This window comes from Pseudomonas sp. PDM01, assembly GCF_014852325.1.
In the GTDB taxonomy this organism is placed as follows: domain Bacteria; phylum Pseudomonadota; class Gammaproteobacteria; order Pseudomonadales; family Pseudomonadaceae; genus Aquipseudomonas; species Aquipseudomonas migulae.
Genome location: NZ_JACVBK010000006.1, coordinates 1 through 19,362, shown reverse-complemented (window position 1 = coordinate 19,362; position 19,362 = coordinate 1). Strand labels below are relative to the sequence as shown.

Genomic DNA, 19,362 nt, shown 5'->3' with positions numbered 1-19,362 from the left:
CAGAATGATTCTGGTCGGGCGTCATGCTCGACCGGATTGCTGAAGGCAAGCCACCCTGCGAGGCTTTCCGGGGCATGAAAGAAATGATCGCGCGCGACGACCCTTCGCCGCCGCGCGCAATGCCTTACGGCAGCGACTATCAACACCTTCTCGCTGGCCGAGGAATGTTCAAACAAAGGATGAGGCTATGGTTCAAGTTCGCAAACTGGTGTTAGCAATAGCGGCCGCCTCGGCGCTGTCCTCCGGTATGGCGCATGCGCTCGGGCTCGGGGAATTGACCCTGAAGTCGTCGCTGAACCAGCCGCTGGTGGCGGAAATCGAATTGCTCGACGTCAAGGAACTCACGGCCGCCGAATTGGTGCCGAGCCTGGCGTCGCCCGAAGATTTCGCCAAGGCCGGTGTCGACCGTCAGGCATTCCTCAATGACCTGAGCTTCACCCCGGTGCTCAACGCCAGTGGCAAAAGCATCTTGCGCGTGACCTCCAGCAAGCCGCTGTCCGAACCGATGGTGAAATTCCTGGTTCAGGTGATGTGGCCCAACGGTCGCCTGCTGCGCGATTACAGCGTGCTGCTCGATCCGTCCAAATTCTCGCCGCAAACCGCTGAAGCGGCTGCGCAGCCGGCGCCGACCCAGACTGTCGCTGCACCGGTGACCGGCGCTACCAAGCCGACCCAATACACCACCACGCCGCGCGATACCCTCTGGGAAATCGCTGCGAAGGCGCGCAATGGCGGCTCGGTTCAGCAAACCATGCTGGCCATCCAGGCGCTGAACCCGGATGCCTTCATCAACGGCAACATCAACTTGCTGAAAACCGGTCAGGTGCTGCGCCTGCCGGATCAGACGCAAGTCGCCAGCGTGCCGCAACCCAAAGCCATTGCCGAAGTCGCTGCGCAGAACACTGCGTGGCGTCAGGGGCGTCGCTATGTGGCGAAGCCTGGAGCAGGGCAGCAGCAACTCGACGCGACCAAGCGCCCTCGCGCTGAAGGCGCTCCAGTGCAGCCCGCCAAGGACAAACTGAGCCTGGTGTCTGCCGAGTCCGGCAAGGCCGGTGGCAAAGGTGCTGCAGGTGATGCGAAGGCCTTGAGCAACAAACTGGCCCTGGCCCAGGAAAGCCTCGACACGACCCGTCGTGACAATGCTGAACTGAAAAGCCGCATGACCGATCTGCAAAGTCAGCTGGACAAGCTGCAACGCCTGATCGAGCTGAAGAACAATCAACTGGCCAAGATGCAGGCCGAAGGTGCTGCGGGTGCGCCGGCTGCTGCTGTTGCGGCGGCCCCGGCGATCTCGGCCGAATTGACGCCGAGCCCTGCACCCGTAACGCCAGCCCCGGTGGCGGCCGCTCCTGAGGCAGCGCCAGCTCCGACTGAAACGCCTGTCGAGCCAGCGCCAGCCGCGTCTGACGATCAGAAATTCAACGACCTGCTGACCAATCCGGTGCTGCTGGGTCTGGTCGGCGGTGGGGCAGTGGTTCTGCTGCTGTTGCTGCTGTTGCTGGCCCGTCGCCGCAAAGCCCAGCAGGAAGCCGAGAAACACCTGCGGATGGCCCGTGCCTTGTCCGAGGAGCAGGATTTCTCCGCTGATCTGGATTTGCCTGAAAGCAGCTTCGAAGGTCTGGAAGTGCCGCCGCCAAGCGTGAAGCTCGCGACCGCGCCAGCTCCTGCACCCGCGCCAACCCCGGCTCCGGCACCGGCACCGGTCATTGAGCCAGTGGTGGTCATGCCGCCGATTGCCGCGCCACTGGTCGCGCCTGCCGCTGATCGTGATGACGACGTGCTGGCCAAGGCGCAGTCGCACATGGCCGCCGGTCGCCTGAATCAGGCGGCTGCGTTGCTGGAAGAGGGCATCAAACAAGAGCCTCAGCGCAGTGACCTGCGTCTGAAGCTGATGGAAGTCTATGGCCAGCAGGGCGACCGCGATGCGTTCGTGGCCCAGGAGCGTCAGCTCGTGGCCAACGGCGAAAACTTCGCCCGTGTCGAAGAGCTGAAAAGCCGCTTCCCGGCCATGGCGGTCGTCGTGGCGGGTGGTCTGGCTGCTGCGGCCGTCGCCGCCGAACTGGACGCCGAATACGTCAAAGAGCTGTTGATGGACGAGTCCGAAGAGCCGGCGCCGGCACTGGCCGATGACGACTTCGACAGCGCGTTTGATCTGAGTCTGGATGATCTGGAAAACGTCGTTCCTGTGGTGGTCGCGCCTGAGCCGACGCCTGAGCCAGAACCAGAGGCTTTGGCCGAGCTGGATGAATTCCCGCTGGACGACGACCTGAGCTTTGAGTCGGTGTTGCAGCAACAGACTGAAATCAAGGAAAACCTCGACGACCTGTCGGACTTCGATCTGGACATGGACCTCGGTGCCGATCCGTCGCCAGGGATCCTCGATGAAGACGATTTCCTGTTGAGCCTGGATGACGACGTCAAGGACTTGCCTGCCGTTGAAGTACCTGCCGCCGCTCCTGAGGTCGCGCTGGATGATCTGGAGCTGCCGGCGGATTTCGATCTGTCGCTGGCCGATGAAATGGACGCTCCGGATGCATTTGCCGCTGAGCTGGATGACGTCAACGCCGAGCTGGATCGTCTGTCGCAGAGCATTGGCGAGCCGACCTTCACTGCCGAAGACGCATTGGCTTCCGCAGCTGACGAACCGGAATTCGATTTCCTCTCCGGCACCGACGAAGTCGCTACCAAGCTCGATCTGGCCCAGGCCTACATCGACATGGGCGACGCCGACGGCGCGCGGGACATCCTCAATGAGGTGGTCAGCGAAGGTGACGCGGGTCAGAAGAGCGAAGCCAAGGAAATGCTTTCGCGTCTGGCTTGAGTGATCGGTAAGGCATAAACAAAACGGCAGCCCATTGAGGCTGCCGTTTTTGTTTTATCGATAATGCGATGGAGTCTGTTGAGGTGTCTTCGCGGGCAAGCCTCGCTCCTACAGGGCTCTCCGAACCTGTAGGAGCGAGGCTTGCCCGCGAAGCTTTTCGGTTCAGGCCAACAAATCCTCATAAAACGCACCAAACGGCCGGGTAGGGTGGGCGATCTGGATTTCCAGAATCCATAACCCCACATTCGGACATTCCTCGAAATTCCCCAGATCCCCGGCACGATAAATCGCATGGGGGAAATCACTGACCCGGTGTCCCTTGATTTCCAGGTTCAGCTTCCAGCCCATCGCCGTCGCCTGTTCGTCGGCGTAGCGATACAGCTCGGGACCGGCCACCTGCCGGGTTCGCCAGTAATCGTGAACCTGATCGAACAAGGTCTTCGCGGCCGTCGCGCACGCCTTCATCTCGGAATCGTCGCCGACGACGAACGTTGCGCCGGAGTCGCCTTCATGGCGATCCCAGACCACGCCGAGGTCGATAAAGAAAATGTCGTTCTCGGCCAGTACCGGATCGCCTTCGGAGCGTTGCTTGAAGGTTTTCAGGGTGTTTTCGCCAAAGCGGATCTTTGACGGGTGCCAGATGCGGTCCATCCCGAGTTCGTTCAATACGTCGAGGCTCATGGCCAGTGCCTCGGACTCACGCATGCCGGGTTTGATGCGTCGGGCCATTTCGTCGATGGCTTCCCACGTCTTGCGTTTGGCGTGCAGCATGCCTTCCAGGCTGTACGCCAGGCCGACGGCTTCTTTGAGAGGTGCATTCATCATCAGGTCTCGGTGGTGTTCTGTTTTTTTCGTTGTGTAGTTGTCTATATAGCGAAGTCTGTATGGACACTGCAACGGCACAAACGACACACGCCTCTGGCGTCCCGGTCCGGCGGCCTTATAATGCCCGCCTTTGCGTAGATCAGCAGGCTGTCACTCCTTGGCAAATATAGATAACCCGGCCGCCGAAATGGCGGCCGACGGCTTTTTCCGCATCGCGTTGGGCGTTGAATACAAAGGCTCTCGCTATCGCGGCTGGCAGCGTCAGGCCTCCGGCGTGCTCACGGTGCAGGAAACCCTGGAAAACGCCTTGTCCAAAGTTGCCGACTCACCCGTGTCGCTGCTGTGCGCCGGGCGCACGGACGCCGGCGTGCATGCGTGCGGGCAGGTGGTGCATTTCGATACACAGGTCGAGCGGTCGATGAAAGCCTGGGTCATGGGCGCCAACATCAACTTGCCCCACGACGTCAGCGTCAGTTGGGCCAAGGTCATGCCGGCGCATTTCCATGCGCGGTTCAAGGCCATCGCCCGGCGCTATCGCTACGTGATCTACAACGATCAGATCCGTCCGGCGCACCTGAACGAAGAAATTACCTGGAATCACCGTCCGCTCGACGTCGAGCGCATGGCCGAGGCTGCGCAATACCTGGTCGGCACCCACGACTTCAGCGCTTTTCGCGCCGGCCAGTGCCAGGCCAAATCGCCGGTCAAGGAGCTGCATCACCTGCGCGTCACGCGTCACGGCAAGATGATCGTGCTGGATATCCGCGCCAGCGCCTTCCTGCACCACATGGTGCGTAACATTGCCGGTGTATTGATGACCATCGGCGCCGGCGAGCGTCCGGTGGAGTGGATGAAGGAAGTGCTGGAGAGCCGCATTCGCCGTTCCGGCGGGGTAACGGCGCATCCATTCGGCCTGTATCTGGTGCAGGTCGAGTACCGCGACGAGTTCGAATTGCCTGAACGTTACATTGGCCCACACTTCCTGACCGGTTTCACCGAACTTGACGGCTGACGCCCTCGAACGCATTTGTTACCATCCGGGACTTTCTCGGATTTACCCTGAGGTTTTATCGACATGTCAGCCGTTCGCAGCAAGATTTGCGGGATTACCCGCATAGAAGATGCGTTGGCGGCGGTCGAGGCCGGGGCTGATGCCATCGGGTTTGTGTTTTACGCCAAGAGCCCGCGGGCCGTGACGTTCCAGCAAGCGCGCGACATCATCAAGGCGCTGCCGCCGTTCGTGACGACCGTGGGTTTGTTCGTCAACGCCAGCCGTTGCGAGTTGGGAGAGTTGCTCGACGCCGTGCCGCTGGACCTGTTGCAGTTCCATGGCGACGAAACCGCTGCCGACTGTGAAGGCTGGCATCGACCGTACATCAAGGCGCTGCGGGTCAAGGCCGGCGACGATATCGCGGCGGCATGCAATGCGTTTCCAAGTGCCAGCGGTATCCTGCTCGATGCTTATGTTGAAGGCGTCCCTGGTGGAACCGGCGAAGCGTTCGACTGGTCTCTGATACCGCAAGGCTTGAGCAAGCCGATCATCCTGGCGGGCGGTTTGACGCCGGACAACGTCGGCGAAGCGATTGCCCGGGTTCGGCCTTACGCCGTGGACGTCAGTGGGGGAGTAGAGGCGAGCAAGGGCATCAAGGATCACGCAAAGATTCAGGCATTCATTAACGCGGTACGCAGCAGCAAGTAGTTGATGTGACGGCTGGCAGACTGCCGCCGTCCCAAAATGCACTGCGCTGCACAAAGCAGGCACGGCTGAGGATTGATGGGTTGTACGCAGGTCACGCTTCACTGACCCGGCCACCCACCGATCATCGCCACACACATGAATTTAGCTCAAGGGCATACGCGGGGCTGCGAACCAGAGCGTTCGGGCCGCCGGTACTGGAGAAAGAAAGCATGAGCAACTGGTTAGTAGACAAACTGATCCCTTCGATCATGCGTTCCGAGGTCAAGAAGAGCTCGGTGCCTGAAGGTCTGTGGCACAAATGCCCGTCTTGCGAGGCTGTGCTGTATCGTCCGGAGCTGGAAAAGACCCTGGATGTTTGCCCGAAGTGCAACCACCACATGCGTATCGGCGCCCGCGCCCGTATCGACATTTTCCTCGACGCCGAAGGCCGCAGCGAGCTGGGTGCGGACCTGGAGCCAGTCGACCGTCTGAAATTCCGTGACGGCAAGAAGTACAAGGATCGCCTGACCGCTGCGCAAAAGCAGACCGGCGAAAAAGACGCACTGATCTCCATGAGCGGCACCCTGCTGGGCATGCCAGTGGTGGTTTCGGCCTTCGAATTCTCCTTCATGGGCGGTTCCATGGGTGCGATCGTCGGTGAGCGCTTCGTACGCGCCGCCAACTACGCCCTGGAAAACAAATGCCCGATGATCTGCTTCGCCGCTTCCGGCGGTGCGCGGATGCAGGAAGCCCTGATTTCCCTGATGCAAATGGCCAAGACCTCTGCGGTACTGGCGCGTCTGCGTGAAGAAGGCATTCCGTTCATCTCCGTGCTGACCGATCCGGTCTACGGCGGCGTTTCTGCCAGCCTGGCGATGCTTGGCGACGTGATCGTCGGCGAGCCGAAAGCCCTGATCGGCTTCGCCGGTCCACGCGTGATCGAGCAAACCGTTCGCGAAAAACTGCCGGAAGGCTTCCAGCGCAGCGAATTCCTGCTGGAGCACGGTGCGATCGACATGATCATTCACCGTCAGGAACTGCGTCCGCGCCTGGGTAACCTGCTGGCGCAACTGACCGGCAAGCCGACGCCGAAATTCGTTGCCGCGCCAATCGAGCCGATCGTCGTTCCGCCGGTGCCTGCAAACATATGACCCAACGCACCCTTGGCGAGTGGCTCGCCTACCTTGAGCAGTTGCACCCTTCGGCCATCGACATGGGCCTTGAGCGCTCGCAACAGGTAGCGTCCCGCATGGGGCTGGGCAAGCCGGCGCCTCGGGTGATCACGGTCACCGGCACCAACGGCAAGGGTTCCACCTGCGCATTCGTGGCTTCATTGCTGCGGGCGCAGGGTCTGAAGGTTGGTGTCTACAATTCTCCGCACCTGCTGCGTTACAACGAGCGGGTGCAGGTCAACGGCGTCGAAGCGACGGATGCCGAGCTGTGCGAAGCCTTTGCTGCGGTGGAGGCGGGGCGTGGCGAAACTTCCCTGACTTACTTCGAAATGGGCACCCTGGCGGCGTTCTGGCTGTTTCAACGGTCAGCGCTGGATGCCGTGGTGCTGGAAGTCGGTCTGGGCGGGCGGCTGGACACGGTCAACGTGGTGGATGCCGACATGGCGCTGGTGACCAGCATCGGCGTGGATCACGCGGATTATCTGGGCGACACCCGTGAGTCAGTGGCCTATGAAAAGGCCGGCATCTTCCGCCAGGGCGCGCCTGCGCTCTGTGGAGACCTGAATCCTCCTCAACCTCTGCTGGACAAGGCGCGCGAGCTGGCTTGCCCGTTTTTCCTGCGGGGACGCGATTTTGACCTCGGTGTCACCGATCACAACTGGCAATGGCGCGGTCTTGACGCTCAAGGGCGTGTAGTCGAGTTGCATGATCTGCCGTTGCTCGATCTGCCGATGGAAAACGCCGCGCTGGCGTTGCAGGCGTACCTGTTGCTTGGTTTGCCTTGGGTCGATGCGCAGATTATTGATGCGCTGAAAGCCACGCGGGTGGTTGGTCGTCTCGACCGCCGCCAGTTCGACTGGCAGGGCAAGCGTCTGAACCTGTTGCTGGATGTGGGGCATAACCCTCACGCCGCCGAATACCTGGCCCGTCGTTTGGCGAGCCGACCGCCGGCCGGCAAGCGTCTGGCGGTGTTTGGATTGCTGGCGGACAAGGATCTGGATGGTGTTGTCGGCGAATTGAATGCTAGTGTCCAGCACTGGGCTGTTGCTCCGCTGGATTCGCCGCGGGCACGACCGGTAGCCGATTTGCACGGGGTGCTGCACAACCTTGGTGCTTCAGTCGCGTCCTATGACAGCGTGGCCGCCGCCCTGGAAGGGCAGTGCGCGCTGGCGACGAGCGACGACGAAATTCTGTTGTTCGGATCATTTTATTGTGTTGCCGAGGCCCTTGAATGGCTGGCCCGGCGCTCCACGGAGGAAGCGGCAAATGGCATTGCTGGATAAGGCTTACAAACAGCGCATGGTCGGCGCCTTGGTGCTGGTGGCGCTGGCGGTGATTTTCCTGCCGATGCTGTTTTCCCGTCAGGATGAGCAGCGTCAGGTGACGGTCGAAGCGCCAGCCGCCCCGCAAGCGCCTTCGGTGCCGCAGGTGCAGGTCGAGCCGGTGGCGGTGCCTGAGCCGCAAGTCTTGCCGCAGGAGCCTGTGCCGAGTGATGACGACATCGCGCAGCAGGAAGAGCCCGTAATGCCGATCGCGCCGACTGCGCCCGTCGCACCTGCGCCTGCCGCAAAACCGGTAACGCCACCTCCGGCACCGGCTCCGGTCAACAAGCCGACGACTGCGCCGAGCCAGCCGATTACCGCCGCACCGGGTAAGCCGGATACTACTCAAAGCCGCGTCGACGCCAATGGCCTGTCGGTCAGCTGGTCGGTGCAACTGGCCAGCCTGTCGAGCCGCGCCAGCGCAGAAAACCTGCAAAAAACCCTGCGTAGCCAAGGCTACAATGCCTACATTCGCACGGCTGACGGCAAGAATCGGGTGTTCGTAGGGCCGTTGATCGAGCGTGCGGAAGCCGATCGTCTGCGCGACTTGTTGAACCGCCAGCAGAACCTCAAGGGTTTTGTGGTGCGCTTCCAGCCTGAGCGCGGTTGAAAACTATCGACCCGATTTGAAATGCACTGACAATCGCAGCTTACCGATAAGCATGGGCTCTGCTAAAATGCGCCGCCTTATCCGTCTGTAGGCTGCACTGTGCCATTTACCTGGGTTGACTGGGCGATCGTTGCAATCGTCGCCATCTCCGCATTGATCAGTCTGAGCCGCGGCTTCGTCAAAGAAGCATTATCGCTGGTGACCTGGATCATCGCAGGAGTCGTCGCCTGGATGTTCGGTGGTGCATTGTCCGAATACCTCGCCGGATACATCGAAACGCCATCGGCACGTGTGATCACGGGCTGCGCAATAATGTTTGTCGCCACGCTGATCGTAGGCGCAATGATCAATTATCTTATCGGCGAATTGGTTCGCGTCACAGGGTTGTCCGGGACCGATCGATTCCTCGGCATGGCCTTCGGCGCCGCGCGTGGCGTGTTGCTGGTGGTCGTGGCGGTCGGGCTGTTGAGCCTGGGGCCGGTACAGCAGGACGGGTGGTGGCAACAGTCGCAACTCGTGCCAAAATTTCTATTGGTCGCAGACTGGTCCAAAAACCTGATTCTCGGGTGGAGCAGTCAGTGGCTTGCCAGCGGTATCAGCGTACCCGCTGAAATACCGTTCAAGGAGCACCTCTTGCCGACGGCCAAAACGCCTCAGTGAGTTGTGTTCAGTTCAGATCCATTAAGTAGGGGTTGCGTCGCATGTGTGGCATCGTCGGTATCGTCGGTAAGTCGAACGTCAATCAGGCGCTGTATGACGCGCTAACCGTCCTCCAGCACCGCGGCCAGGACGCTGCCGGTATCGTGACCAGCCATGACGGCCGGTTATTCCTGCGCAAGGACAATGGCCTGGTGCGTGACGTGTTCCATCAGCGTCACATGCAGCGTCTGGTCGGTCACATGGGCATTGGCCATGTGCGTTACCCGACCGCGGGCAGCTCGACCTCGGCCGAAGCTCAACCGTTCTACGTCAACTCGCCTTACGGCATCACCCTGGCGCACAACGGTAACCTGACCAACGTTGAACAGCTGGCCAAGGAGATTTACGAATCTGACCTGCGCCACGTCAACACCAATTCCGATTCGGAAGTGCTGCTTAACGTGTTCGCGCACGAACTGGCCCAGCGTGGCAAGTTGCAGCCTACCGAAGAAGACGTGTTCGCTGCCGTCACTGACGTGCACAACCGTTGCGTCGGTGGTTACGCTGTCGTGGCGATGGTGACCGGTTACGGCATCGTCGGTTTCCGCGACCCGCACGGCATCCGTCCGATCGTTTTCGGTCAGCGTCACACCGACGAAGGCGTCGAGTACATGATCGCCTCCGAAAGCGTGTCCCTGGACGTGCTCGGTTTCACCCTGATTCGCGACCTGGCACCGGGCGAAGCGGTCTACATCACTGAAGACGGCAAGCTGCACACCCGTCAGTGCGCGACCAACCCGTCCCTGACTCCGTGCATCTTCGAACACGTCTACCTGGCGCGTCCGGACTCGATCATTGACGGTGTCTCGGTTTATAAAGCCCGTCTGCGCATGGGTGAGAAGCTCGCCGAGAAGATCCTGCGCGAGCGTCCGGATCACGACATCGACGTGGTTATCCCGATTCCGGACACCAGCCGTACCGCTGCTCTGGAGCTGGCGAACCACTTGGGCGTCAAGTTCCGCGAAGGCTTCGTGAAGAACCGTTATATCGGCCGGACCTTCATCATGCCGGGCCAGGCCGCACGGAAAAAATCCGTACGCCAGAAGCTCAACGCCATCGAACTGGAATTCCGCGGCAAGAACGTGATGCTGGTGGATGACTCGATCGTTCGCGGCACCACTTGCAAGCAAATCATCCAGATGGCCCGCGAAGCTGGCGCCAAAAACGTCTACTTCTGCTCCGCGGCACCGGCCGTTCGCTACCCGAACGTCTACGGCATCGACATGCCGAGCGCCCACGAGCTGATCGCCCATAACCGTTCGACCCAGGACGTCGCGGATCTGATCGGCGCAGACTGGCTGATCTATCAGGACTTGCCTGACTTGATCGAAGCGGTCGGTGGCGGCAAGATCAAGATCGACAAGTTCGATTGCGCGGTGTTCGACGGCCAGTACGTGACCGGCGACGTCGACGAGGCTTACCTGAACAAGATCGAGCAGGCACGCAACGATGCCTCCAAGGTCAAGACGCAGGCAGTCAGCGCGATCATTGATCTGTACAACAACTGAGTAAACGCGCGGCCTGTAGGAGCGAGCGGTGCGGCGACCCGACTTGCCCGCGAAGCTTTTGGTGTTCCCAAAGGCCCCTTCGCGGGCAAGCCATGCTCCTACAGGCCGTTTTTGTATCTATTAGCGAGTAGGGCAAGGAGTGACAGCATGAGTCAGGATTGGGATGCCGGTCGGCTGGACAGCGACCTCGAAGGCGTAGCGTTCGATACCCTGGCCGTACGCGCCGGTCAGCACCGCACGCCGGAAGGCGAACACGGTGATCCGATGTTCTTCACTTCCAGCTATGTATTCCGTACCGCCGCCGACGCGGCCGCACGTTTTGCCGGGGAAGTGCCGGGCAACGTTTACTCGCGCTACACCAACCCGACCGTGCGCGCGTTCGAAGAGCGCATTGCCGCCCTGGAAAGCGCCGAGCAAGCCGTGGCCACCGCCACTGGCATGGCCGCCATCATGGCGGTGGTGATGAGTCTGTGCAGCGCCGGCGATCATGTGCTGGTATCGCGCAGCGTGTTCGGTTCGACCATCAGCCTGTTCGAGAAGTACTTCAAGCGCTTCGGCATCGAAGTCGATTACGTGCCTCTGGCGGATCTGTCCGGCTGGGACGCGGCGATCAAGGCCAACACCAAGTTGCTGTTTGTCGAGTCGCCGTCCAATCCACTGGCCGAGCTGGTGGATATCGCCGAACTGGCGAAAATCGCTCACGCCAAAGGCGCGATGCTGGTGGTCGACAACTGCTTCTGCACACCTGCGCTGCAGCAGCCGCTGAAGATGGGCGCGGACATCGTCGTGCACTCGGCGACCAAGTTCATCGACGGCCAGGGCCGTTGCATGGGCGGCGTAGTGGCCGGTCGCAGCGAGCAGATGAAAGAAGTGGTCGGTTTCCTGCGTACCGCCGGGCCAACCTTGAGCCCGTTCAACGCGTGGATCTTCCTCAAAGGCCTGGAAACCCTGAACCTGCGCATGAAGGCGCACTGCGCCAATGCCCAGCAACTGGCCGAGTGGCTGGAGCAGCAGGACGGTATCGAGAAAGTCCATTACGCCGGCCTGAAAAGCCATCCGCAACACGCGTTGGCACAGCGTCAGCAGAAAGGTTTCGGCGCCGTGGTGAGTTTCGAGGTCAAGGGCGGCAAAGAGGGCGCGTGGCGCTTTATCGATGCAACCCGATTGATTTCGATCACCGCCAACCTTGGCGACAGCAAGACCACCATCACCCACCCGAGCACCACCTCCCACGGCCGTCTGGCGCCGCAAGAGCGTGAAGCAGCGGGCATTCGTGACAGCCTGATCCGCATTGCGGTCGGTCTGGAAGACGTGGCCGACCTGCAGGCTGATCTGGCGCGCGGGTTGGCTGCCTTGTGATCGAGTTGTCCACGCCGACTACCAGTTCCAATGGCCGCGTCGCACTGGTGACCGGTGCTGCGCGGGGCATTGGTCTGGGGATTGCGGCCTGGCTGATCAGCGAAGGCTGGCAGGTGGTGCTGACGGACCTGGATCGGGTGCGTGGTTCGAAGGTGGCGAAGGTGCTGGGCGACAACGCCTGGTTCATCGCCATGGACGTCTCGAACGAAGGGCAGGTGGCGTTGGGTGTTGCCGAAGTGCTGGGGCAGTTCGGGCGTCTGGATGCGCTGGTGTGCAACGCGGCAGTGGCCGATCCGCACAACATCACCCTGGAAAGCCTCGATCTGGCTTACTGGAATCGGGTACTGGCGGTAAACCTCAGCGGGCCGATGCTGTTGGCCAAGCACTGTGCGCCGTACCTGCGTGCTCACAGCGGTGCGATCGTCAACCTGGCCTCGACCCGCGCCGGGCAGTCAGAACCCGACACGGAGGCCTATGCGGCGAGCAAGGGCGGACTGCTGGCCTTGACTCACGCCTTGGCAATCAGTCTTGGGCCGGAAATTCGCGTCAACGCCGTCAGCCCTGGCTGGATCGATGCGCGAGACCCTGGGGTGCGGCGTGCCGAACCCCTCACCGAAGCCGACCATGCGCAGCATCCGGCGGGCCGGGTAGGGACGGTCGAGGACGTGGCGGCGATGGTTGCCTGGTTGCTGTCGAAGAATGCGGGTTTCGTCACGGGCCAGGAGTTTGTGGTCGATGGCGGCATGACCAAGAAGATGATTTACAGCGAATAGCAGTGCGGGGGCGGTCTTCTGCATTGATGCCGAATGTGTCGGCCTCTTCGCGAGCAGGCTCGCTCCCACATTAAAAACGCGGCCCACTGTGGGAGCGAGCCTGCTCGCGAAGCGGTCTGACGGCCGCGCACATCCCCGGGGATGACACGATTTTGTCTTTTTCAGAAAAACTTCAATCCTGCTATTGACTTAGCTTCGTTAGGTGCGTAAATTTCGCGGCCTCAGAGAAGCAAAGGGTGATTAGCTCAGCTGGGAGAGCGTCTGCCTTACAAGCAGAATGTCGGCGGTTCGATCCCGTCATCACCCACCACTTCTTGAGACTCTTGCGAAAGCAGGAGGGAAGCTGAAAAGCCTCCACCGACGCGCAGCGGTAGTTCAGTCGGTTAGAATACCGGCCTGTCACGCCGGGGGTCGCGGGTTCGAGTCCCGTCCGCTGCGCCATATTTTCCAAGTCAGGTTTATCCCTGATTTGAGATTGAAAGAGAGATTGAAAGAGAGATTGAAAAGTCTCGAAGCTTCAATCAGACGAGTTAGGACGCAAGTCCAAAGCGATACGCAGCGGTAGTTCAGTCGGTTAGAATACCGGCCTGTCACGCCGGGGGTCGCGGGTTCGAGTCCCGTCCGCTGCGCCATATCTGCCTCAAGGCCCACTGAACGCCTTGGAGCTACGAAGAAACCTCTGGTGATCTTCGAGTCGATAGCAAAGACCCTGGTCGAAAGACCGGGGTTTTTTGTGTCTGAAATTTGGCTTTTATGCCACTTCACGCTTACCCATATGACCTTTCTGCACGGCCGTTGCATAAAGGGCTTCCTTCGTGGCTCCGACATTAATTAGAATCACTCTCATTTACGATAACTCCTTGGCACAGGGCTTCTTGAGATGAGTGATGCGGCGATGCCGAAGGAGCAAACCCTCCACGACCTGTACCGCGATCACCGTGGCTGGCTGGAAGGCTGGTTGAGAAGGCGCATGGGCAACGGCTGTGATGCGGCGGATTTGAGCCAGGATACGTTCCTGCGCGTGCTCGCCAGCTCTCAGCGCATCGCTGACTTGCAAGAGCCCCGTGCCTATCTGCTGACCGTCGGCAAACGCCTGCTGAGCAACTTCTATCAGCGTCGCAGCCTTGAGCAAGCCTATCTGGCTGCGTTGGCGTCGATGCCTGAAGACTGTGCGCCATCACCCGAGCAGCGCTGGCTGCTGCTGGAAACCCTGCAAGCACTGGATGAGCTGCTCGACGGACTGCCAAGGGCGGTGCGCCGGGCGTTTCTCTGGAGTCAGCTCGAAGGCTTGAACTACCAGCAAATCGCCGAGCGCCTGCGGGTGTCGGAGCGCACGATCAAACGTTACATGGCGCAAGCCTACGAGCATTGCCTGTTGGTGGAACTGTGAACAGTCAGTCTTCATCCGATCCCCGTCAGGCCGTCCGGGCTGCCGCGCAATGGCTTGCGTTGCTCGAATCTGGCGGCGCCAATGAGCAGGATCGCGCGAACTTGCAGCGTTGGCGCGACACCTGCGCCAGTCACGAGCAGGCCTGGCAGAAGGCCCAGGCCTTGCGTCAGCGTTTCGCCGATCTGCCGTCGGCGCTGGCGCTGAGCAGCCTGGACCGTCCTGATCCGGGCCGACGCGCAGTGCTGAAGCGCGCATTGGGCGCCGTGGCGTTGGTGCCGACGGCTTGGCTGATCAGTCGACAATTGCCTCTGAACGTCTGGCGTGCCGACCTGCACACCGCCACTGGCGAGCGCAAAAAAGTGCAGCTAGCCGATGGCAGTTCCTTGCAGCTCAATACCGCCAGTGCCGTCGATGTGGATGTGCAGAACCGCCGCGTGAAGCTGATAGAAGGCGAGCTGTCGCTGAAGGTGCCGGGCACTGCGCCGCTGACGATCCAGACGAAGTTCGGCAACGTTATCCTCAGCCAGAGCGAAGTCTGCGTGCGCCAGGAGGCTCGGGGCTGTCGGGTGTCGGTGTTCAACGGTAGCGTGCAGTTGCAGCCCCTGCATGGGCCGGCACTGGCATTGCGCGAGGGGCAGCAGGTCAGCCTTGAAGCGGCGGGTGTCGGCGCGATCACGCCATTCGATGCGCTTGCGCCGGGTTGGCGTGAAGGCGTGCTGATGGCGAAGAACCAGCCGCTGGGGGATTTCCTGCGCGAACTCGGCACTTACCGACCGGGCGTTCTGCGCTGGGAGCCTGAACTGGAAAGTCTGCGTGTCACCGGCAGTTTCCGTCTCGACGACACGGATCGCGTCCTCGCGCTGCTTGCGGCCAGTCTGCCGCTGGAGGTGCATTCCCGAACCCGCTACTGGGTCACGTTGCTGCCGCGCAAAAATAGTGTGTAAAGCCTGTCCCCTTTTTTCGACTCGCTTGTCATTCAAGGCATGTGAACGAATCAAGAGAGCAAATTCAATGCCTGCACCTTGTTATCCGCGTCTGCGTCCGTTGTTGCACCTGAGTCTGCTGCTTGGCCTGAGTGCCAGTCCATTGTTCATAACCGCAAGCTGGGCCGAAGACAGTGCCCGACGCAGTTATCAGGTGCCTGCCGGCAGCCTGAGTGATGCGCTGACCCGTTTCGCGGGGTTGTCTGGGGTCAATCTCTCGGTTGATCCGGCGCTGGTCAGCGGTCGCAACAGTACCGGGCTGTCTGGCGATTACGCGGTCGAGGAGGGCTTTGCGCGACTGTTGCAGGGTTCCGGTCTGCAGTTGCAAGCGGTGGGCGAGCAGGCGTACATCCTGACCCCGGCGCCAGAAGGCAGCAGCCTGCAACTGGCCCCGACCTCGATTCTCGGTGCCACCGGCGGGGCGGACGGCGAGGTGTATGCCGGCGGTCAGGTTGCGCGTCGCGGCTCGCAAGGTTTGCTGGGCTCGAAAGACTTCATGGAAACGCCGTTCAGCATGACCACCTACACCAGCGAGGCGGTCAAGAACTTGCAGGCGCGTACCCTGGGCGAGCTGATCGCCAGCGATCCTTCCGTTCGCGCCACCAACCCGGCCGGTGGGCGCTATGAGCAATTCACCATTCGCGGGTTCAGCCTGTTCAACAGTGATGTCGCCTACAACGGCCTCTACGGCGTTTTGCCGACCTATACGATCGACATGGAAATGGCCGACCGCGTCGATATTCTCAAAGGCCCGAGCCAGCTCATTAACGGCATCTCGCCGCGAGGTTCCGTGGGTGGCGGGATCAACGTGGTGCCCAAACGCGCGACCGACAAGCCGATCACTTCGTTTACCGGCAACTACGCGTCTGACAGCCAGACCGGCGGTGCCGTGGATATCGGCAGGCGCTTCGGCGAAGACAACAAGTTCGGCATTCGTTTCAACGGCGTAAAACAGTCCGGCGACACCGAATGGGATCACCAGAATGTCGACCGCGAGATGGCCGTACTGGGGCTGGATTTCCGCGGTGAGCGCCTGCGACTTTCGACCGACCTGGGGCGCACCGAGCGCGATACCGACGCCCCGCAGGAGCGCGTGCAAGTTGGCGCCGCCGCACAGGTTCCGCATGCCAGCGATGTCCGCCACAACTATGCGCAGCCCTGGAGCAAGGCGAGTACCAACGACACGTTCGGCACGGTGAACGGTGAGTTCGATGTCAGCGATAACGTGATGCTGTACGGCGGTGTGGGCGCGCGCGAAAGCAATCATGAATTCCTCCGTCATGCTGTTGCGGTCACCAACAACCGGGGCGACTTCAGCGTTCAACCCCGTGACTTCATCCGTGACGAAAGTGTCCGGACGGCTACTGCCGGGGTGCGCAACTGGTTCCATACCGGGCCCGTGAGTCACGAGGTCAACCTGGCGGCCAGCTATTTCTACATGGATTTCGAAAATGGCGGCGCCCGTTATGCCACGGCCAACAGCAACCTCTATAGCCCGGTGGTAACACCGACACCTGTCAGGCCCACTCGACTCGATTCGAAGGTCTACACCGAGAACCGCTTCAGCGGTCTGGCGCTGTCCGACACGCTGGGGTTCTTCGATGATCGCCTGTTGCTGACCCTCGGCGCCCGCTGGCAGCGGGTGAAGGTTGATGACTGGACTGACAATGTCAAAGGCGACACGGCCTACGATGAAGAAAAGGTTTCGCCGTCGGGCGGCATCCTCTTCAAGGCAACCGACAAGCTGTCGCTGTACGCCAACTACATGGAAGGCTTGAGCCAGGGCAAGATCGCGCCATCGACTTCAGTGAACGAGGACGAAATCTTCCCGCCGTTTATCAGCCGTCAGGTCGAGGTTGGCGCCAAGTATGACGCAGGTGCGTTTGCCGTCACCGCCGCAGTGTTCCGGATCAAGCAGCCGGCCTATGAAACCAACGCCACGACCCGCGTCTTCGGCCCGAACGGCAAGCGCCAAAACGAAGGTGTGGAACTGAGTGTGTTCGGTGAGCCGCTCAAGGGTTTCCGCCTGCTTGGCGGTGTCATGTACATCGACAGCGAGTTGACCAACACCGCCAACGGCACCTTCGACGGTAACCGTGCGCCAGCGACGCCGGAATACAACGTCAACCTCGGCGCCGAGTGGGATGTGCCGACCATGCAGGGGCTGACGCTGACCAGTCGCGGCATCTATTCCAGCTCGCAGTATCTGGACCAGTCCAACGTCAAGGAAATCGATTCGTGGGAGCGTTTTGATGTAGGCGCCCGCTATGCGTTCAAGGTCGAGGAAAAGAACATCACCTTGCGCGCCAACATCGAGAACGTGGCGGGCAAGCGCTACTGGAGTTCGGCCGGTGCTTCGGATGACAGCGAGCCGGGATTGACGCTGTCGACGCCGCGCACGTACTTGCTTTCGGCGACTGTCGATTTCTGAATCGGACCTGTGGGAGCGAGCAGGCTCGCTCCCACAAAGTAGTGCGGTGTTGCTCAGTAGCCGAACTTGTCTCGCAATCCGTAGTACCAGGCGCCCAGCGCCGCAAACGGTGTGCGCAGCAATTGCCCGCCGGGGAAAGGGTAGTGCGGTAGGTCAGCAAACGCGTCAAAACGCTCAGCCTGACCGCGCAACGCTTCGGCCAACACTTTGCCCGCCAGGTGCGTGTACGTCACGCCGTGACCACTGCAACCCTGGGAGTAGTAGATGTTGTCGCCCAGGCGTCCGACCTGCGGAAGACGCGACAGGGTCAGCAGGAAATTGCCGGTCCAGGCGTAATCAATCTTCACGTCCTTGAGCTGCGGGAAAGCCTTGAGCATCTTCGGTCGGATGATCGCTTCAATATTCGCCGGGTCCCGCGCGCCGTACACCACGCCACCGCCGAAAACCAGGCGCTTGTCGCCGGTCAGACGGTAATAGTCGAGCAGGTAGTTGCAGTCTTCGACACAGTAATCCTGCGGCAACAGGCTCTTGGCCAACGCTTCGCCCAATGGCTCGGTGGTAATCACCTGCGTTCCACACGGCATCGACTTGGCTGCCAATTCCGGCACCAGATTACCGAGGTACGCGTTGCCCGCCACGATGATGAACCTGGCCCTGACCCTGCCTTGAGGCGTGTGCACTATCGGGGTTGCGCCGCGCTCGATGCGCACCGCCGGCGACTGCTCATAGATAGTGCCGCCCAACGACTCGACCGCCGCGGCTTCGCCGAGTACCAGGTTCAGCGGATGAATGTGCCCGCCGCTCATGTCGAGCATGCCGCCAACGTATTGCTCGCAGTTAACCACTTCACGAATGCGGCGTTGATCCAGCAGCTCAAGCTGCGTGTGACCAAAACGCTCCCACAGACGCTTTTGCGATTCCAGATGGCCCATCTGCTTGCTGGTGAGCGCGGCGAACACTCCGCCGTCCTTCAGGTCGCACTGAATATTATATTTGGCGACCCGCTCACGAATGATCCGTCCACCCTCGAACGCCATCTGCCCCAACAACTGCGCCTGCTTGGGGCCAACGCTACGCTCGATCACATCGATGTCGCGGCTATAACTGTTAACGATCTGGCCACCGTTACGACCCGATGCGCCGAAACCCACCTTGGCGGCTTCCAGCACCGTGACCTTGAAACCGTTTTCCAACAGAAACAGGGCCGAGGACAGGCCGGTGTAACCGGCACCGATCACACAGACATCAGTCTCTACATCACCCTGCAAGGCCGGGCGCGGCGGAACCGCATTGGCCGATGCGGCGTAGTAGGACTCTGGGTAGGGTGTGTTCGCCATCCTGCTGCCTCTGTTTAATATATTTTACGAGTGCATCGATCCTACCCGAGTTAAAAATCGACCGCCAGCCACCGCAAAATCTTCCTTGCAGCCGCGAAATTAAATATTTTGCATATTCATAGGGTTAGCTCGAAAAAAGGTGTTGACACCCCTCCGGAATTCCGTAGAATGCCGCCTCACAGCAGGCACGTAGCTCAGTTGGTTAGAGCACCACCTTGACATGGTGGGGGTCGTTGGTTCGAGTCCAATCGCGCCTACCAAACAAAATCCGCTCTGCTGGGCGGTCTAGAAGGGCTCACCGAAAGGTGGGCCCTTTTTTGTTGTCTGTGTCCCGTCCTGAATAAGGTTTACACCTTCTGATCTATTTTCAGGAGGACGTAATGGAATCAGCAAAAAGGCGTAGTCAGCGAGACTACACGCTGACCTTTAAATTGTCGGTCGTCGACCAAGTCGA

General features: G+C 60.7%; 15 protein-coding genes and 4 tRNA genes. 17 read left to right on the top strand and 2 right to left on the bottom strand.

Annotated features, from left to right (window positions below; genetic code table 11):
* Window positions 1–187: 187 nt before the first annotated feature.
* Complete coding sequence (locus IB246_RS16125) at window positions 188–2,821, top strand: FimV/HubP family polar landmark protein (protein ID WP_008037633.1); 2,634 nt, start codon at window positions 188–190, stop codon at window positions 2,819–2,821.
* Between the two features lie 162 nt (window positions 2,822–2,983).
* Here the strand turns inward: IB246_RS16125 and IB246_RS16120 are convergent, their stop codons facing one another.
* Window positions 2,984–3,643, bottom strand: a complete 660-nt coding sequence (locus IB246_RS16120) for a M24 family metallopeptidase (RefSeq protein ID WP_032832389.1) — start codon at window positions 3,641–3,643, stop codon at window positions 2,984–2,986.
* Between the two features lie 190 nt (window positions 3,644–3,833).
* On the opposite strand from IB246_RS16120, the gene truA reads away from it, so the two are divergent.
* From truA to IB246_RS16045, 15 genes are all read left to right on the top strand, one after another.
* Window positions 3,834–4,658, top strand: coding sequence for a tRNA pseudouridine(38-40) synthase TruA (gene truA / locus IB246_RS16115; RefSeq protein WP_032828713.1), 825 nt, complete (start codon window positions 3,834–3,836; stop codon window positions 4,656–4,658).
* Window positions 4,659–4,721: 63 nt separating this feature from the next.
* On the top strand, window positions 4,722–5,345 hold the full coding sequence (locus IB246_RS16110; protein ID WP_008037628.1) for a phosphoribosylanthranilate isomerase: 624 nt from the start codon (window positions 4,722–4,724) through the stop codon (window positions 5,343–5,345).
* A gap of 209 nt (window positions 5,346–5,554) precedes the next feature.
* Window positions 5,555–6,475 carry an acetyl-CoA carboxylase, carboxyltransferase subunit beta gene (gene accD / locus IB246_RS16105; protein WP_008028281.1) on the top strand — a complete coding sequence of 307 codons (921 nt, stop codon included), beginning with the start codon at window positions 5,555–5,557 and terminating at the stop codon, window positions 6,473–6,475.
* Window positions 6,472–7,779, top strand: a complete 1,308-nt coding sequence (gene folC / locus IB246_RS16100) for a bifunctional tetrahydrofolate synthase/dihydrofolate synthase (protein ID WP_008037626.1) — start codon at window positions 6,472–6,474, stop codon at window positions 7,777–7,779. Before accD ends, folC begins: the two co-directional genes overlap by 4 nt.
* Complete coding sequence (locus IB246_RS16095; protein ID WP_008037624.1) at window positions 7,763–8,428, top strand: SPOR domain-containing protein; 666 nt, start codon at window positions 7,763–7,765, stop codon at window positions 8,426–8,428. The genes folC and IB246_RS16095 overlap by 17 nt, the downstream gene beginning before the upstream one ends.
* Before the next feature lie 99 nt (window positions 8,429–8,527).
* Window positions 8,528–9,088: a CvpA family protein gene (locus IB246_RS16090; RefSeq protein ID WP_008028275.1), complete on the top strand. Its 561-nt coding sequence runs from the start codon at window positions 8,528–8,530 to the stop codon at window positions 9,086–9,088.
* A gap of 41 nt (window positions 9,089–9,129) precedes the next feature.
* Window positions 9,130–10,635: an amidophosphoribosyltransferase gene (gene purF, locus IB246_RS16085; protein WP_007935163.1), complete on the top strand. Its 1,506-nt coding sequence runs from the start codon at window positions 9,130–9,132 to the stop codon at window positions 10,633–10,635.
* 147 nt (window positions 10,636–10,782) lie between these two features.
* Window positions 10,783–11,994, top strand: coding sequence for an O-succinylhomoserine sulfhydrylase (locus IB246_RS16080; protein WP_008037621.1), 1,212 nt, complete (start codon window positions 10,783–10,785; stop codon window positions 11,992–11,994).
* Complete coding sequence (locus IB246_RS16075; protein ID WP_008037619.1) at window positions 11,991–12,767, top strand: SDR family oxidoreductase; 777 nt, start codon at window positions 11,991–11,993, stop codon at window positions 12,765–12,767. The genes IB246_RS16080 and IB246_RS16075 overlap by 4 nt, the downstream gene beginning before the upstream one ends.
* A gap of 234 nt (window positions 12,768–13,001) precedes the next feature.
* Window positions 13,002–13,077, top strand: a tRNA-Val gene (locus tag IB246_RS16070).
* Between the two features lie 54 nt (window positions 13,078–13,131).
* Window positions 13,132–13,208: transfer RNA gene (locus IB246_RS16065), tRNA-Asp, on the top strand.
* Window positions 13,209–13,322: 114 nt separating this feature from the next.
* Window positions 13,323–13,399, top strand: a tRNA-Asp gene (locus tag IB246_RS16060).
* Window positions 13,400–13,647: 248 nt separating this feature from the next.
* Window positions 13,648–14,157 (top strand): sigma-70 family RNA polymerase sigma factor, encoded by a 510-nt coding sequence (locus IB246_RS16055; protein WP_008037616.1) that lies wholly within the window; start codon window positions 13,648–13,650, stop codon window positions 14,155–14,157.
* Window positions 14,154–15,101: a FecR domain-containing protein gene (locus IB246_RS16050; RefSeq protein WP_008037615.1), complete on the top strand. Its 948-nt coding sequence runs from the start codon at window positions 14,154–14,156 to the stop codon at window positions 15,099–15,101. The genes IB246_RS16055 and IB246_RS16050 overlap by 4 nt, the downstream gene beginning before the upstream one ends.
* A gap of 67 nt (window positions 15,102–15,168) precedes the next feature.
* The gene (locus IB246_RS16045; protein WP_008037614.1) at window positions 15,169–17,571 is read left to right on the top strand and encodes a TonB-dependent receptor; all 2,403 of its coding nucleotides are present in this window, start codon (window positions 15,169–15,171) and stop codon (window positions 17,569–17,571) included.
* Between the two features lie 53 nt (window positions 17,572–17,624).
* Here IB246_RS16045 and IB246_RS16040 read toward each other — a convergent pair whose 3' ends face one another.
* On the bottom strand, window positions 17,625–18,908 hold the full coding sequence (locus tag IB246_RS16040; RefSeq protein ID WP_008037613.1) for an NAD(P)/FAD-dependent oxidoreductase: 1,284 nt from the start codon (window positions 18,906–18,908) through the stop codon (window positions 17,625–17,627).
* A 183-nt stretch (window positions 18,909–19,091) separates the two neighbouring features.
* Between IB246_RS16040 and IB246_RS16035 the strand changes: the two genes are divergently transcribed.
* Window positions 19,092–19,168: transfer RNA gene (locus tag IB246_RS16035), tRNA-Val, on the top strand.
* Window positions 19,169–19,362 lie beyond the last annotated feature (194 nt).

Excerpts from the sequence above, each read along its gene's own strand:
- IB246_RS16125 (WP_008037633.1), top strand. The coding sequence starts at position 188 with ATGGTTCAAGTTCGCAAACTGGTGTTAGCAATAGCGGCCGCCTCGGCG.
- IB246_RS16120 (WP_032832389.1), bottom strand. The coding sequence starts at position 3,643 with ATGAATGCACCTCTCAAAGAAGCCGTCGGCCTGGCGTACAGCCTGGAA.
- truA (WP_032828713.1), top strand. The coding sequence starts at position 3,834 with ATGGCGGCCGACGGCTTTTTCCGCATCGCGTTGGGCGTTGAATACAAA.
- IB246_RS16110 (WP_008037628.1), top strand. The coding sequence starts at position 4,722 with ATGTCAGCCGTTCGCAGCAAGATTTGCGGGATTACCCGCATAGAAGAT.
- accD (WP_008028281.1), top strand. The coding sequence starts at position 5,555 with ATGAGCAACTGGTTAGTAGACAAACTGATCCCTTCGATCATGCGTTCC.
- folC (WP_008037626.1), top strand. The coding sequence starts at position 6,472 with ATGACCCAACGCACCCTTGGCGAGTGGCTCGCCTACCTTGAGCAGTTG.
- IB246_RS16095 (WP_008037624.1), top strand. The coding sequence starts at position 7,763 with ATGGCATTGCTGGATAAGGCTTACAAACAGCGCATGGTCGGCGCCTTG.
- purF (WP_007935163.1), top strand. The coding sequence starts at position 9,130 with ATGTGTGGCATCGTCGGTATCGTCGGTAAGTCGAACGTCAATCAGGCG.
- IB246_RS16080 (WP_008037621.1), top strand. The coding sequence starts at position 10,783 with ATGAGTCAGGATTGGGATGCCGGTCGGCTGGACAGCGACCTCGAAGGC.
- IB246_RS16055 (WP_008037616.1), top strand. The coding sequence starts at position 13,648 with ATGAGTGATGCGGCGATGCCGAAGGAGCAAACCCTCCACGACCTGTAC.
- IB246_RS16045 (WP_008037614.1), top strand. The coding sequence starts at position 15,169 with ATGCCTGCACCTTGTTATCCGCGTCTGCGTCCGTTGTTGCACCTGAGT.
- IB246_RS16040 (WP_008037613.1), bottom strand. The coding sequence starts at position 18,908 with ATGGCGAACACACCCTACCCAGAGTCCTACTACGCCGCATCGGCCAAT.